The organism is Janthinobacterium sp. GW822-FHT07H10 (genome assembly GCF_058798675.1).
In genome coordinates, this window is record NZ_JBXAKS010000001.1 from 264,788 (window position 1) to 279,171 (window position 14,384).

At 66.5% G+C, this 14,384-nt stretch carries 11 protein-coding genes; 6 read left to right on the forward strand and 5 right to left on the reverse strand.

Annotated elements, in window-relative coordinates:
• Positions 1 to 5: 5 nt before the first annotated feature.
• Positions 6 to 917 carry a LysR family transcriptional regulator gene (locus AC1RDJ_RS01235; protein WP_493026283.1) on the forward strand — a complete coding sequence of 304 codons (912 nt, stop codon included), beginning with the start codon at positions 6 to 8 and terminating at the stop codon, positions 915 to 917.
• 116 nt (positions 918 to 1,033) lie between these two features.
• Complete coding sequence (locus AC1RDJ_RS01240) at positions 1,034 to 1,435, forward strand: ribosomal maturation YjgA family protein (protein WP_071321864.1); 402 nt, start codon at positions 1,034 to 1,036, stop codon at positions 1,433 to 1,435.
• Between the two features lie 6 nt (positions 1,436 to 1,441).
• On the opposite strand, the gene AC1RDJ_RS01245 is transcribed toward AC1RDJ_RS01240, so the two are convergent.
• The 3 genes from AC1RDJ_RS01245 to AC1RDJ_RS01255 all read right to left on the reverse strand — a co-directional run bounded on the left by AC1RDJ_RS01245 (position 1,442) and on the right by AC1RDJ_RS01255 (position 5,426).
• Complete coding sequence (locus AC1RDJ_RS01245; RefSeq protein ID WP_493026284.1) at positions 1,442 to 4,255, reverse strand: M16 family metallopeptidase; 2,814 nt, start codon at positions 4,253 to 4,255, stop codon at positions 1,442 to 1,444.
• An 86-nt stretch (positions 4,256 to 4,341) separates the two neighbouring features.
• Complete coding sequence (locus AC1RDJ_RS01250) at positions 4,342 to 4,698, reverse strand: conjugal transfer transcriptional regulator TraM (protein ID WP_071321866.1); 357 nt, start codon at positions 4,696 to 4,698, stop codon at positions 4,342 to 4,344.
• Positions 4,698 to 5,426, reverse strand: a complete 729-nt coding sequence (locus AC1RDJ_RS01255; RefSeq protein WP_071321867.1) for a P-loop NTPase family protein — start codon at positions 5,424 to 5,426, stop codon at positions 4,698 to 4,700. Before AC1RDJ_RS01255 ends, AC1RDJ_RS01250 begins: the two co-directional genes overlap by 1 nt.
• A 212-nt stretch (positions 5,427 to 5,638) precedes the next feature.
• Here AC1RDJ_RS01255 and AC1RDJ_RS01260 point away from each other — a divergent pair, with 212 nt between their 5' ends.
• Positions 5,639 to 7,408 (forward strand): GGDEF domain-containing protein, encoded by a 1,770-nt coding sequence (locus AC1RDJ_RS01260; protein WP_289884670.1) that lies wholly within the window; start codon positions 5,639 to 5,641, stop codon positions 7,406 to 7,408.
• 22 nt (positions 7,409 to 7,430) lie between these two features.
• On the opposite strand, the gene AC1RDJ_RS01265 is transcribed toward AC1RDJ_RS01260, so the two are convergent.
• A complete protein-coding gene (locus AC1RDJ_RS01265) occupies positions 7,431 to 7,913 on the reverse strand; it encodes a CinA family protein (RefSeq protein WP_493026285.1) in 483 nt (160 codons plus the stop codon).
• A gap of 312 nt (positions 7,914 to 8,225) precedes the next feature.
• Between AC1RDJ_RS01265 and AC1RDJ_RS01270 the strand changes: the two genes are divergently transcribed.
• The 3 genes from AC1RDJ_RS01270 to AC1RDJ_RS01280 are packed head-to-tail and all read left to right on the forward strand — an operon-like array spanning position 8,226 to position 13,395.
• Positions 8,226 to 8,789: a TOL_0243 family YfiR-like periplasmic protein gene (locus AC1RDJ_RS01270; RefSeq protein ID WP_198043856.1), complete on the forward strand. Its 564-nt coding sequence runs from the start codon at positions 8,226 to 8,228 to the stop codon at positions 8,787 to 8,789.
• Between the two features lie 2 nt (positions 8,790 to 8,791).
• Complete coding sequence (locus AC1RDJ_RS01275; RefSeq protein WP_071321870.1) at positions 8,792 to 10,822, forward strand: sensor histidine kinase, YfiR-like protein-associated; 2,031 nt, start codon at positions 8,792 to 8,794, stop codon at positions 10,820 to 10,822.
• A complete protein-coding gene (locus AC1RDJ_RS01280) occupies positions 10,819 to 13,395 on the forward strand; it encodes an EAL domain-containing protein (protein ID WP_071321871.1) in 2,577 nt (858 codons plus the stop codon). The genes AC1RDJ_RS01275 and AC1RDJ_RS01280 overlap by 4 nt, the downstream gene beginning before the upstream one ends.
• Before the next feature lie 6 nt (positions 13,396 to 13,401).
• On the opposite strand, the gene thiL is transcribed toward AC1RDJ_RS01280, so the two are convergent.
• Complete coding sequence (thiL, locus tag AC1RDJ_RS01285) at positions 13,402 to 14,382, reverse strand: thiamine-phosphate kinase (RefSeq protein WP_493026286.1); 981 nt, start codon at positions 14,380 to 14,382, stop codon at positions 13,402 to 13,404.
• Between the last annotated feature and the right edge of the window lie 2 nt (positions 14,383 to 14,384).

A 14,384-nucleotide genomic window follows, 5' to 3' on the forward strand; every position in this document is an offset into this window, starting at 1 on the left:
TCACAATGGGCAGAAGCGACGTCAATCGCTCCGGCGAGCTGGAAGTATTTGTGCGGGTCATCGAACTGGGCGGCTTTTCGGCCGCCGCGCGCGCCTGCGGCATGACGCCGTCGGCCGTCAGCAAGCTGGTGTCGCGGCTGGAGCAGCGCCTCGGCGCCCGCCTGCTGAACCGTTCCACGCGCCAGCTGCAGCTGACGGCCGAAGGCTGCGGCCTGTATGAGCGGGGCGTGCGCGTGCTGGCGGCCCTCGACGAGGCCGAGCGCTGCGCCGGCATCCAGAGCACGCCGCGCGGCAAGGTGCGCGTCAACGCGAATGTGCCGTTCGGCCAGCATTTCCTGCTGCCGCTGGCGCCTTTGTTCCTCGAACGCTATCCGCAACTGACGCTCGACATCGTGCTCACCGATGCCGTCGTCGATATCCTCGAACAGCGCACGGACGTGGCCGTGCGGGCCGGCCCCCTGAAAAGCTCGAACTTGATGGCGCGCAAGCTGGGCCAGACGCGCATGCGGATCGTGGCGGCACCAGCGTACCTGGCGCGGCGCGGCACGCCGCGGGCACCGGCCGACCTGGCGGCGCACAACTTGCTGGACGCCAACTATGCGCGGGCGAAGTCCGGCTGGCCGCTGCGCCAGGCCGGCGGCGACATCGTCGTGCCCGCCACCGGCAATGCGCAGGCCAGCGATGGCGAAGCCTTGCGGCAACTGGCGCTGGCGGGACTGGGGCTGGCGCGCCTGGCCGCCTTCCAGGTGCGCGACGATATCGCGGCCGGCCGTTTGCAGGCCGTGCTGGAAGAGTTCAATCCGGGCGACAGCGAGGAAGTGCATGCCGTGTATGTGGGGCAGGGCGGCCACCTGCCGCTGCGCGTGCGTGCCTTGCTCGATTTCCTGGCGGAGCAGGTGCGGCTGGATGGAGCGTGACCAGGCTGAACTTGCCCTGACGAAATAGACGCCAGGCGGGCAGGGCAGGCGCAGTACAATACCGGACACAACGGGGCCGCAATGGTTCGGCCCGTATTGTGTCTTTGAATGGAAATATGTTCCTGGTAAAACCTGAACGCCGCCGCCTGCTGCAGGTGGGCGCAACCGTGGCTGTCATCGCGCTGGGCCTGGCCTCGCGCGCCTTTCCCCAATTCGTTCCTGAGGCCCTGGGCAAGTACCCGGGCGACGCCTTGTGGGCCATGATGGTGGTCTTCGCGCTGGGCGCCTTCGCCACGCGGATGCGCACGTGGCAGCTGGCGCTGGTATCGCTGCTGATCTGCTTTGCCGTCGAATGCGGCCAGCTGTACCAGGCGCCGTGGATCAGCGACATCCGCGCCCATCCGCTGGGGCACCTGGTGCTCGGTTCCCACTTCGGCTGGGTCGACCTGGTCGCCTACACGGCGGGCGTGGCGCTGGCGGCGCTGGTGGACAAGGCTGTCCTGTTCCGGCGCCGCTAAGCCCGCTTACTTGACGTTGCCCTCCGCGTCGCGCACTTCCACGGGCGCCAGTTTCAGCTTGGACAATTGCGGCGCGATCTTCGCCTTGTCGCCCACGCCGATGACGATCAGCTTTTCCGGCTGCAGGTATTTCTGCGCCACCTGCTGCACCTGCTTGTCCGTCACGCTGGCAAAGCGCTGCGGCAAGGTCGCGTAATAGTCGATGCCCAGGTCGTAGATGTAGGTGTTGGCCATGCTGGCGCTGATGCTGGCATTCGTCTCGAACTGGCCCGGCAGCGACAGCACCTGCGAATTGCGCGCATTCGACAATTCCTTGGCCGTCAGCGGCCTGGCGATCATGGCGCGGATTTCCTTGACGGTTTCCGACACGGCCGGACCCGTCACGTCGGTGCGCACGCCGGCGGCGATCGAGAACGGTCCCGGCTGGCGGCGGTACTGGAATTGCGAACGCACGCCATACGTATAGCCCTTCTCTTCGCGCAGGTTATTGCTTAGCCGGCTCGTAAACAAGCCGCCCAGCGCCGCGTTCATCACTTGCAGCGGCGCATAATCGGGCGTCGCGCGGGCCACGGCGATGGTCGACAGGCGCACGGCCGTTTGCGGCGCGCCCGGCTTGTCGACGAGGATCAGCCTGGCCTTCGCCGTTTGCGGCGCCGCCGCCACGGACGGTGCCACCGTGCCCGCCTTCCAGCTGCCGAACTTGGCTTCGGCCAGCGCCTTCAATTCCGCTTCGCCGATGTCGCCCGAGACGATCAGGGCCGCATTGTTGGGCAGGTAATGCTGCTGCCAGTAGCCTTGCAGGTCGGCGCGGCTGGCCGCCTTCAGCGCCGCTTCCGTGCCCAGCTGGATGTAGCCGTATGGATGTTTCGGGCCGTACAGGGCCGCCGCCTCCACGCGGGCCGCGACGGCGCCCGCGTTTTCGCGCTGCTGCGCCAGTTCGCCGATGCGGCTGGCGCGCTGGCGTTCCACTTCCACCTGCGGGAATTGCGGGTGCTGCACCACGTCGGCCAGCACGTCGAGCGCTTGCGGGAACGTGGCTTTCAGGGAAGTCAGCTGGGCGAACGAGGCGTCGGCGCCGGAACCGGTGCCGAGGAAAGCGCCCAGCTGCGCCACGTCATCGGCGATTTGCGGCGCGCTGCGCGTGGCCGTGCCTTCCTGCAGCATTTGCGCCGTAAAGCTCGACAAGCCCGGCTGCGCCAGCGGATTGGCGCCCGAACCGCTTTTCACCACCAGCTGGCTCGATACCAGCGGCACGGCCGGATTGTAGTTGTGGATCACGGTCAGGCCGTTTGCCAGGGTGAAGGACTTGGCTTGCGGCAGCACAATCTTGGGCGCGGGGCCGGCAGCCGGCACCTTGTTGCGCCACGGCTCGTCCGCATTGATGGCCGTGCCTGGCGCAGGCTTGACCTTGCCCGGCGCCGGCGTCGGCACTTCCGCGCCCAGGTCCGGCGTGCCCGGCACGCCATACACGACCACGCGGGCCTGGTTCTTCAGGTAGGTGTCGACGGCGCGTTGCACGTCGGCCACCGTCACCTTGCGGTAGCGTTCGATATCCTTGCCCAGGTAGCCGGGGTCGCCCAGGTACTGGTTGTACTGGTTCATCAGGTTGGCATTGCCGCCGACCTTTTCCACCTGGCTCAGCATGCCCGTCTCGATGCTGTTGCGGGCCCGCTCCAGTTCCTTCTCGGTGGGACCGCTGGCGCGCAATTGTTCCAGTTCGGCATTCAGCGCCTGCTCGATTTCCTCGGGCTGGTGGCCGGGGCGCGCCGTCACGTCCACGCTGAAGATCGAGGTGAGGGCGTTCGAACTCTGGCTGGCGCCCACGTCCTGCGCGATCTGCTTGTCGTACACGAGCGATTTGTACAGGCGGCTGGACTTGCCGCCGGCGAGGATTTGCGCGGCCATCGTCAGTTCCGCGTCATCCTTGGCGTAGGCGGACGGCGTCAGCCAGGCCATGAAGACGCGCGGCAGCTCGACCCGGTCCTGCACCACCAGGCGGCGCTCCTGCGTGATGGGCGGCGTCACGACAGCGGGTTTCGGCACGGCCGGGCCGCTCTTGAAACTGCCGAAGTACTTGTTGACCAGTTCCTTGGTCTTCGCCTTGTCGATATCGCCCACGATCACCAGGCTGGCGTTGTTGGGGCCATAGTAGTTGGTGAAGAATTCCTTGATGTCGGCCAGCTTGGCGTTCTGGATATCCGCGTGCGAGCCGATGACGCTGGCGTAATACGGATGGTTCTTGGGGAACAGCTGGTGGTACAGCGCTTCCTGCACGATGCCGTACGGCGCGTTTTCCACGCTCTGGCGGCGTTCGTTGCGCACCACGTCCTGCTGGTTCGTCAGGGCCGTCTGGTCGAGCACGTCCAGCAGGTAGCCCATGCGGTCGGAATGGGCCCACAGGGCCAGTTCCAGCTGGTTCGACGGCACCGTGTCGAAATAATTGGTGCGGTCGAAATCCGTGCTGCCGTTCGAATCGGTGGCGCCCGCCCCTTCCAGCAACTGGTCGGCCATGCCGCGCGGCACGTGCTTGGTGGCGGCAAACATCATGTGTTCGAACAAGTGCGCAAAGCCCGTCAAGCCCGGCGCTTCATTCGCCGGACCCACGTGGTACCAGATATTGACGGCCGTGACGGGCAATTTATGGTCTTCCACGAGAATCACGTCTAGGCCGTTCGGCAAGGTGTATTTTTCGTAGGCGATATGCGGCACGGCCGTCGCGCCCGTGGTGGCGGCCGCATCGGCGGCGTGGGCGAGGCCCAGGGGAGCGCCGTACAGCGACAGCATCAGGGCGGGAATGGCCAGCAGTTTGATCGGTTTCATGCGTGCTTCCAGAAGAGGGTGGGAAGGATGCTGCGATAGCCTGGCGGCTGGCGCCGTGGCTGCCGCAGGTGTTGTCGATGATACATTTATTTAAACAGCAGCGCCGCCCCGCCCAGCACCAGCAGGGCGCAGGTGACGGAGACGATGGCGGCGGCGGCCAGCAGGCGCCATTCGCGCGGCGTGAAGCCGGCCGGCCCGGCCGGCGCTGGCACTTCCGGCACAGGCCGGGACAGGGCCGCCGCCGGTTCTGCCGGCAAGCCGCCCGTGGCGCGCGCCTGCGCCGCCAGCGCCTGCGTGGCCGCGTCCAGCAGGGCCAGCTGGCGTTCGACGGTGTCCGCCAGCACCGCTTCGTTCAGCGCCACGAGGGCGAATATCGGGTCGTCGACGTCGATCCTGATGCCCGTCTTGTCGAATACGTGCGTGCGCAGTTTATGCTGGTCCACTACCATTGCACCTTGTCGAGTTGTTCGAAAATGTCGCGGTAGACGACCTTGATGCGCTGCTTTTCCATGATGTTGAACTTGTCGTTCTGCAGCACTTCCTGCATCGTCAGGCGCGCCGTGTTCATCTTCTTGACGTCGGCGCCGAAGGTGTCGGGATTGCGCTGGCTCAAGGTGATGCTGCCTTTGACACGCGCGCGGTTGTCGGCGTACGACTGCGATTCGACAAACTGCTTGCCCGATGCCGATTGCAGCAGGCCGAAGTGTTCGTTTTGCCACAGCACCAGCGGCACCTTCGTCGATTGCGCCGTGGCGACAAAGCCCGTCGCCGTGTCGTGCAGGGTGTCGCCGCCGCCGACGATGGTGTGGATGTACACCTTGCGGCCCGACTCTTCCAGCAGCGAGAAGCAATCGTTTTCCAGCAGATAGCCCATCAGCGGCGAAAAGGTGTTGGCGCCATTGTCGACCACGCAGTTGCCATCCTCTTCCAGGATATCGATCATCAGCGCGTCGAAGCGCTTCGGGTCGATATTGCGCGCGTCCGTCATCACGGGCACGTGCTTGACGTTCATCGCCTTGTAGCGCGAAAAGGTGGCGTTTTCCTGGTCGGTGTCATAGCAGCGCAGGGGCGTGCCGTCCTTGCCGCCTATCCATTGCGCCAGCAGGGTCGAGACCAGGGTCTTGCCGATGCCACCCTTGCCCTGCAGGATGAAATGTACCGTGTTTTGCATTGCGACTACTCCAAGTTGTTGCGTCAGTGACTACCAAAGATCCGTGACAGCGGCGATTGCTCCCGGCCAGACTGCAACTGGCATTTTTACCACAATCCTTTGCAAATATGCCATGGGGAAGAGCGAATCTGGTTATGATGTTAATCAGGATACCATTGATGCAGAGCAAGTTTTGCGTGAAAAATTCACCCCAGCGTGTGTACGAGGATGCAGTGCCGATATCCAGTCTCGATAAAGCCGACATTGACCGCCTCAATCAGCAGGCCCTGTCCTGCCTTGTCGGCAACCGGCGCCAGGCGCGGCGGCTGGCGCACATGGCGCTGGCGGCGGCGCAGCGCCAGCAGTATGCGCGCGGCAGCGCCTACGCGGAACTGAATCACTGCTGGCTGGCGTATTACGCGGGCGAGGCCGAACCGTCGTGCGAGCGCCTGTGCGACTATTTCCAGCAGACGTGCGACCTGGAAGGGGGCATGGAAGTGGCCGCCCTGCGGGGCGCGTATGCGAGCCGGCGCGGCGACTTTGCCGATGCCGAGCAGCATTTCCTGCGGGCGCGTGGCCAGGCGGCGCAGATTCCCGATTCGCTGCATAAATTCATGCTGTACGCGCGCCTCGGCGTCGATGCCCTGAACCGTGGCGACACGCAGGACGGGCCGCGCAACTTCCTGCTGGCGCTCGACATCGCCGAGCGCTTCGGCAGCCCCGCGCACCGCGTCAACAGCCTGTCGAACCTGGCCTCGTCGCAGCACGATCTGGGCAACGACGAAGACGCCATCCCCCTGCTGGTCGAGGCGCTCGACATCATCGGCACGCAAAAGCTCAAGTACCAGCAAACCATCGTCTCGGCCAACCTGGCCATGTGTTTGCTGGCCACGGGCAAGCCGGCCGAGGCGCTGGCGCTGGTCGAACCGTTTTATGAGTGGCCGGAAGAGGACCTGGCCATCCGCGCCTTCCTGTTCTGCATCGCCGCCCATGCCGCCATCCTGCTGCAGCAGCCGGCCAGCGCGCTGCAACTGCTGCTGCGGGCGGAAGAATATGCGCGGCGGGGGCAGGACCTGGAAGAGCAGATGCACGCCTGGCTCGTGCGCGGCAAGCTCGACCTGCATGCGGGCCAGACGGCGCAGGCGCTGGCGTCGCTGACGCAGGCGCACAGCCTGCTGAGCTGGACGCGCAATCCGTTTCACCAGCAACAGATCTTGCGCGGTTTGTCCGATATCAATGCCCAGCTGGGCGAATGGCAAGCCGCATATGGTTTCCTGCAGCAATACCAGGCCGCCTTCGAGGCCAGCAGCAAATCGGCGCGCGCCTCGCGCATCTTGATGCGCAACCTGGAAAAGGAAATGCGCAACCTGAAGGCCGAGCGCGACAAGGCGCTCGAACTGCAGGCCGCGCGCGAGACGGAAAACGTCAAGCTCGAGCACCTGAACCGCGAGCTGGCGCACCAGATCATGCATGTCAACTCGCTGCAGGACAGCCTGAAGGAGCAGGCCATGCGCGACCACCTGACGGGCCTGTACAACCGCCGCCATTTCGAAACCTGCCTGAACGCCATCCTGCACGAAGCCGATGCGGACGCGCCCGTGGCCATCGCCATCATCGATCTGGACTTTTTCAAGCGCGTCAACGATACGTACGGGCACAACTTTGGCGACGAGGTGCTGATCCAGTTCGCGCGCCTGGTGGAGAGCCAGCTGCGCGGCAGCGACATGCTGTGCCGCTATGGCGGCGAGGAATTCTGCCTGCTGTTGCGCGAAGCCGACAGCGCGATCGCGGCGCACAAGATCGACGATATCGCCGCGCGCTACCGCCAGCTGCTGATCCGCCAGGCGCCGCACAGCTTGACGGGCTGCACCTTTTCGGCCGGCATCGCCGAGTATCCGCGCCATGGCGCGGGCCGCCACGAATTGCTGATGCGCGCCGACAGCGCCCTGTACGCGGCGAAACAGGCGGGCCGCGACCGCGCCTGCATCGCCGGCACGGATTGAACCCGAGCCATACGCCAGAAGGTCAAGCGAGGAAGCGCAGCAGTCCCTGCAGGGCATGGATGACGGCCTGCTCGCGCACGGCCTGGCGGTCGCCCGCGAAGACCAGGCGCTCGGTATGCACGCGGCCATCCCGCGCCCAGCCGAAACAGACGGTGCCCACGGGCTTGCCGGGCACGCCGCCCGTGGGGCCGGCGATGCCGGTGGTCGACACGGCCACCTGGGCCGGGCTGTGGGCCAGGCTGCCTTGCGCCATGGCGGCGGCCACGGCTACGCTGACGGCGCCGTGCTCGGCGATCAGGGCGGCCGGCACGCCCAGCATGCCGGTCTTGGCCGCGTTCGAATAGGTGACGAAGCCGCGCTCGAACCAGGCGCTCGAGCCCCCGATGTCGGTGACGGCTTGCGCCACGCCGCCGCCCGTGCACGATTCGGCCGTGGCCAGCAGCCAGCGTCTGGCATGCAGGGCCTGGCCTACCGCGGTGGAGAGAGAGATGAGATCGTTGTCCATGAGTGTTTCCTGCATGCATGAAGAGGGGTGCTGCGCTGGCCGCCGTTTTGCGCGGCCAGCGTCATGGCATGACTGTAGCATGGCGCGCGGTAGAAGAAACTTTCCCCGCTACCAGCGAAAATGCGTACACTCTTTTATACATTTGCTACCAATACGGGCCGGCAGGCAGTCTGCTGCTGTACCACATCGGTTCGCATCGCCCCACTGGGACGCGGCCTGGCGCCGCGCCTTCGAATGCATTATCTTTACTCGGTTGTCATGGCACTTCTGAACTGGACCTGGCGGCAGCATGCTGGCCCCCTGCGTAGCCCCTTGCGTGGCGCTCGCCGCAGCACCATCCGCTGGGGCTGGCTATTGCTGTTGCTGGGCGTGTTGTGCGCCGGCGTGCGGGCCCAGGTGCCGGGCGAGCTGGAGCGCCAGGTGAAGGCCGCCTACCTGTACAAGTTTGCCGGCTTTGTCGAGTGGCCGGAAGGCAGCTTCGCGCGGCCCGATGCGCCGCTGGTGATCGGCGTGGCCGGCGCCGACGGGCTGGCCGAGCAGCTGGAACAGAGCGTGGCCGGACATAGCGTCAACGGGCGCACCGTGCAGGTGAAAAAAGTGCGCCGCGGCGAAGCGCTGGCCGGGCTGCACGTGCTGTACCTGGGAGCGCTGGAGAAGGCGGTGCTGCAGGAAATGCTGGCGGCCAGTCGCGGCCTGGCGCTGCTGACGGTGTCCGATTCGGATGAGGTCTATGCGATGGGCAGCATGATCAATTTTGTGATGGCCGACGACAAGGTGCGCTTCGACGTGGCCCTGAAGCCCGTGGCGCAGGCGCATATCCGCATCAGCGCGCGCATGCTGCTGGCGGCCTACCGCGTGCAGACGGGGGGCGCCTGACCATGATACGGCTGCGCTCCATACGCCACAAGCTGATGTCGGTGGTCTTGCTGACCACCCTGGTGGCGCTCGTCATCTCGCTGGGCACCATCGTCGTCTACGACTTGCGCGCCTATCACCGCAACCTGGTGGCCGATATCAGTACCCAGGCCCAGCTGCTGGGACACATGAGTTCGGCCGCGCTGGCCTTCGACGATGAACGGCTGGCGCTGGAAAACCTCAATTTGATGCGCATCCGCCCGCGCGTGACGGCCGGCGCCCTGTACAAGGCCGACGGCAGCCTGTTTGCCAGCTACCGCGCGAATCAGAAAACGGGGCCGCTGCCGGCCCATGTCGGCGGCGAGGGCGTCAGCATCCAGGGCAAGTCGGTGGAATTGTTCAAGCCCATCGTCGACAATGGCGAATTGCTGGGTACGGTCTACCTGCGCGCCGATTATGAATTGGCGGGCCGCACGGTCGATTACCTGGCCATCGCCCTGAGCGTGACGGTGCTGGCGCTGCTGGTGGCCTTGCTGCTGCTGCGCCGCCTCGACCACGTGATCACGCAGCCCATCCTCGATATCGCCGACGTGGCGCGCGAAGTGATCGAGACGGGCGACTATTCGCGCCGCGCGCGCAAGCTCAGCGCCGACGAGGTGGCGCAGCTGGTCGATTCCTTCAACAAGATGCTGGCCGAGATCGAGCACCGCACACGCGCGCTGGAGCGCTCGAACGGCGAGCTGGCGCGCGAGGGCGAGCAGCGCGCCCAGGCGCAGCAGGAAGTCATGCGCCTGAACCAGGAACTGGAAGTGCGCGTGCACGAGCGCACGGTGCAGCTGGAAATGACGAATGGCGAGCTGGCCATGGCGATGGAGGAGGCGCGCAGCGCCAACTATGCCAAGTCGGCCTTTTTGTCGTCGATGAGCCATGAATTGCGCACCCCCCTGAATGCCATCCTCGGCTTCGCGCAAATCCTCAGCTCCGACCGCCTGCCGTCGACCCTGGCGCAAAAGAAGGAATTTGCCGGCCATATCCTGAAGTCGGGCCGGCATCTGTTGACATTGATCAATGAAATCCTCGACCTGGCGAAGGTCGAATCGGGCACGGTCAGCCTGTCGCTGGAACCGGTGGCCCTGCACGCCATCTTGCAGGAATGCCGCGACATGATCGCGCCGCTGGCCAGCCAGCGCGGCATCGGCATGACCTTCCCCGACGCCTGCCCGCTAAACGTGCTGGCCGACCGCACGCGTTTGAAGCAGATCTTATTGAATCTGCTGTCGAACGCGCTCAAGTACAACCGCGCGCAGGGCGCAGTGCGCATCGAGTGCACGCCGCAGCCGGGCGGGCTGGCGCGCATCAGCGTGCGCGACACGGGCGTGGGACTCGACAGCGAGCAAGTGGCGCTGCTGTTCCAGCCGTTCAACCGCCTGGGCCAGGAAGGCGGCACGGAAGAGGGCAGCGGCATCGGCCTGGTGGTCACCAAGCGCCTCGTGGAATTGATGGACGGCAGCATCGGCGTGAGCAGCGAACCCGGTGTCGGCAGCACCTTCTGGATCGAGCTGCGCGCCGTCGAGAGCTTGCCCAGCCCCGCGCCGGCCGGCTTGCCGCTGCCGGACCTGGCCGGCGCGCTGCTCGACAACAGCGCTCCCGTCACCCTGCTGTACGTGGAAGACAACCCGGCCAACCTGACCCTGGTCGAGGAAATCGTCCGCTATTGCCCGCAATTGCGGCTGCTGACGGCGCCCGATGGACGGCAGGGCGTGGAAATGGCGCGCACGCATTTGCCGCAACTGATCTTGATGGATATCAACCTGCCCAACGTGAGCGGCACGGAAGCGCTGAAACTGCTGCGGGCCGACCCGCGCACGGCGCACATCCCCGTCATCGCGCTGACGGCCAACGCCATGCCGGGCGACGTCGAACGCAATATGGCGCTGGGCTTCTACCGCTACCTGACCAAGCCGATCAACCTCGAGGAATTCACCGAGGCCATCAACAGCACCCTGGCCTATGTGGCGCAGCAGCGCCAGCAGAAGGGAACGGGGGCGCCATGATCAGCCAGGCCGATATCTATGGCGCGAAAATCCTCATCGTCGATGACCAGGAAGTCAACCTGCGCCTGCTCGAGCACCTGCTGCAAAGCGGCGGCTACACGGCACTGTCGAGCACGCTTGATGCGCGCGCCGTGGCCAGCCTGCACCAGCGCCACCAGTATGACTTGATCATTCTCGACCTGGTGATGCCGGGCATGAGCGGCTATGCCGTGATGGATGCGCTGCGCCCGCTGGAACTGGAAGGCTACCTGCCCGTGCTGGTGATCGCCGCCGATCCGGATGCCAAGCTGGCCGCGCTGGAGGCGGGCGCGCGCGACTTCATCAGCAAGCCCTTCGACGCGCTCGAAGTGCTCACGCGCATCCGCAACATGCTCGAAGTGCGGCTGCTGCACCGCGCCGCGCGCCACTACAACGCGCTGCTCGAGCGCACGGTGGGCCAGCGCACGGCGGAACTGCAGCGCTTTCGCGGCGCCATGGACGCCACCACGGACGCCATCTTCCTCGTCGACGTGCTGGGCATGACCCTCGTCGACGCCAACGATGGCGCCTGCCGGCTGCTCGGCTACACGCGCGCCGAGCTGCTGTCGCTGTCACCGGGCGCCCTGCTGCCGTCGCCGCCGCCGGCGCCGCTGGCCGCGCTGCACGGCGGCTCGGCCCACCTGGCCACGGACGTGACCGAGTGCGAACTGGTACGGCGCGACCTGAGCCTGGTGCCCGTGGAGCTGGGCTGGCACTGGTATGCGCAGGCACCCGTGGCCGGCGCGCCCGCCACGGGCGGCCTGCTGCTGATCGCCGTGGCGCGCGACATCAGCGAGCGGCGCCAGGCCCAGGAACGCCTGAAGCACCTGGCCCATTACGACGGCTTGACGGGATTGCCGAACCGCAGCCTGTTCTACCAGACGCTGGCCCAGGCCGTCGAACTGGCGCAGGAAAAAAGCTGGCGCATCGTCGTGCTGTTCATCGCGCTCGACCGTTTCAAAAGCATCAACGATACCCTGGGCGCGGCGCTGGGCGACGAATTGCTGCGCCAGTTCAGCAACCGCCTGGTCGAATGCGTGCGCCTGCGCGACACGGTGGGACGCCTGGGCAACGACGAATTCGCGCTGATCCTGACCATGAGCCGCAACCAGCAGGAGGCGGTGGCGGTGGCCAACCAGGTGCGCGAAGCGCTGCGCGCGCCGTTCGACCTGCATGGCCACGCGGCGACCCTGACGGCCAGCATCGGCATCGCCATGTATCCGGACGACGCCACCGACCCGGAAACGCTCATTAAATACGCGAATACGGCCATGGGCGGCGCCAAACAGGCGGGGCGCGACGGCTACCGCTTCTTCACGGCCGGCATGAACGTGCAGGTGCTGGCGCGCCTGGACCTGGAACTGGCGCTGCGCCACGCGCTCGAACATGAACAGTTCATCCTGTACTACCAGCCGAAGGTGGACTTGCGCACTGGGCGCATCAGCGGCGTCGAGGCGCTGCTGCGCTGGCGCCGCCCCGGCTACGGCCTGGTGGCGCCGGCCGAATTCGTGCCGGTGCTGGAAGACACGGGCCTGATCGTGCGCGTCGGCGCCTGGGTGATCCACGCCGCCTGCCGCCAGATCGCCGAGTGGCGCGACAGCGAAGTGGGGCCCGTGCACGTGGCCGTGAATGTCTCGAGCCGCCAGTTCGCCGAGGGCGACCTGGAAGGCGAAGTGACGCACGCGCTGGCGCAGCACGGCGTGGCGCCCGAACTGCTGGAGCTGGAGCTGACGGAAACGGCGCTGATGTCGAACGCCGAGCGCACCATCGTCGTGTTGGGGAAACTGAAGAAGATCGGCGTGAAGGTGGCCATCGACGACTTCGGCACCGGCTATTCGAGCCTGGCGTACCTGCAGCGCTTCCCCATCGACAAGCTGAAGATCGACATCGCCTTCGTGCGCAACATCACCAGCAACCCGAACGACGCGGCCATCGCGCTGGCCATCATCAGCATGGCGCACAGCCTGAAACTGAGCGTGGTGGCCGAGGGCGTGGAGTCGCGCCCGCAGCTCGAATACCTGCGGCGCAACCGTTGCGACGAGATCCAGGGTTTTTATTTCAGCCGCGCCCTGCCGGCGCTGGAACTGGGACAGATGATCGTCGCCGGCGCCGGCCTGCCGCCGGGCCACGACCCGGCCGCCCAGCCGGCGCAGACGCTGCTCATCGTCGACGACGACGTCAACGTGCTGTCGTCGCTGCACCGCCTGTTCCGCCCCGAGGGCTACCAGATTCTCACGGCCAGCACGCCGGCCGAGGGTTTCGAGATGCTGGCCCTGCACCGCGTGCACGTGATCGTCTGCGACCAGCGCATGCCCAGCATGAGCGGCACGGAGTTCCTCAGCAAGGTCAAGGAGCTGTACCCGGAAACCATCCGCATCATCCTGTCCGGCTACACGGGCCTGGAAGCCGTGCTCGACTCCATCAACCGGGGCGCCATCTACCGTTTTTATACGAAACCGTGGGACGACACCCAGCTGCGCGACAATATCCGCCTGGCCTTCCAGCATTACTGGATGGTGAACCAGCCGGGCCTGGCGCGCGTGGCGGTGCGCTAGCCGTCCTCAGTCGCTGAAGTGGTCGAAGGACGACAACTGCAGGTCGAGCGGCATGCCCGAGGCATCGACCAGGCGCAAGCCCGCTTCGGCGTCGATGCGGCCCACGCGCGTGGCTGGCGTGCCGCAGCCGAGCGCCAGCGCGGCGATGGCGTCGCGCGAGGCGGCCGGTGCCGTGAAGCACAGTTCATAGTCGTCGCCGCCGGCGGCCGTGTAGCGGCGGCGCAGGGCCGCCGCTTGGCGCGCCAGGATGGGGCCGGCCGGCAGGGCGTCGACGTCGAGCGTGGCGCCCACGCGCGACGCCTTCAATATGTGGCCCAGGTCGCCCACCAGGCCGTCCGAAATGTCGATGGCCGCATGCGCGAGGCCGGCTTCGGCCAGGCCGCAGCCGAGCGCCACGCGCGGCGTCGGCGTGTGCATGCGCGCGGCCGCCGTGGCCAGGTCGGCGGGCGCCAGCGGCTGCTCCATGCGGTAGCCGGCAAGCGCCAGGCGCGCGTCGCCGAGGGTGCCGCTGACCCAGATATCGTCGCCGGCCACGGCCGCGCTGCGGCGCAGGGCCTGGCCCGGCGCCAGTTCGCCGAACACGGTGATGCAGATATTCAGGGGACCCTTGGTGGTGTCGCCGCCGATCAATTCGCAATCAAACGCGTCGGCCAGCGCGAACAGGCCGTCGGCAAAGCCGGCCAGCCAGGCCCGTTCCGCCTGCGGCAGCGCCAGGGCCAGCGTGAACGCCACGGGACGCGCGCCCATGGCGGCCAGGTCCGACAGGTTCACGGCCAGGCTCTTATGCCCGAGCATGCGGGCGTCGGCGCCGGCAAAGAAATGCCGGTCCTCGACCAGCATGTCCGACGAGATGGCGATCTGCTTGCCGGCACCGGGCGTCAGCAGCGCGCAATCGTCGCCGATGCCCAGGGTGGCGCGGCCGGGGCGCTGGCGCACGAAATACTGTTTGATCAGGTCGAATTCGGAAAGCGCGTCGTGTGGGGCCATGG

Bases quoted from the DNA above. Each gene is read 5' to 3' on its own strand.
- AC1RDJ_RS01235 (WP_493026283.1), top strand. From the start codon at position 6: ATGGGCAGAAGCGACGTCAATCGCTCCGGCGAGCTGGAAGTATTTGTG.
- AC1RDJ_RS01240 (WP_071321864.1), top strand. From the start codon at position 1,034: ATGTTCCTGGTAAAACCTGAACGCCGCCGCCTGCTGCAGGTGGGCGCA.
- AC1RDJ_RS01245 (WP_493026284.1), bottom strand. From the start codon at position 4,255: ATGAAACCGATCAAACTGCTGGCCATTCCCGCCCTGATGCTGTCGCTG.
- AC1RDJ_RS01255 (WP_071321867.1), bottom strand. From the start codon at position 5,426: ATGCAAAACACGGTACATTTCATCCTGCAGGGCAAGGGTGGCATCGGC.
- AC1RDJ_RS01265 (WP_493026285.1), bottom strand. From the start codon at position 7,913: ATGGACAACGATCTCATCTCTCTCTCCACCGCGGTAGGCCAGGCCCTG.
- AC1RDJ_RS01275 (WP_071321870.1), top strand. From the start codon at position 8,792: ATGATACGGCTGCGCTCCATACGCCACAAGCTGATGTCGGTGGTCTTG.
- AC1RDJ_RS01280 (WP_071321871.1), top strand. From the start codon at position 10,819: ATGATCAGCCAGGCCGATATCTATGGCGCGAAAATCCTCATCGTCGAT.
- thiL (WP_493026286.1), bottom strand. From the start codon at position 14,382: ATGGCCCCACACGACGCGCTTTCCGAATTCGACCTGATCAAACAGTAT.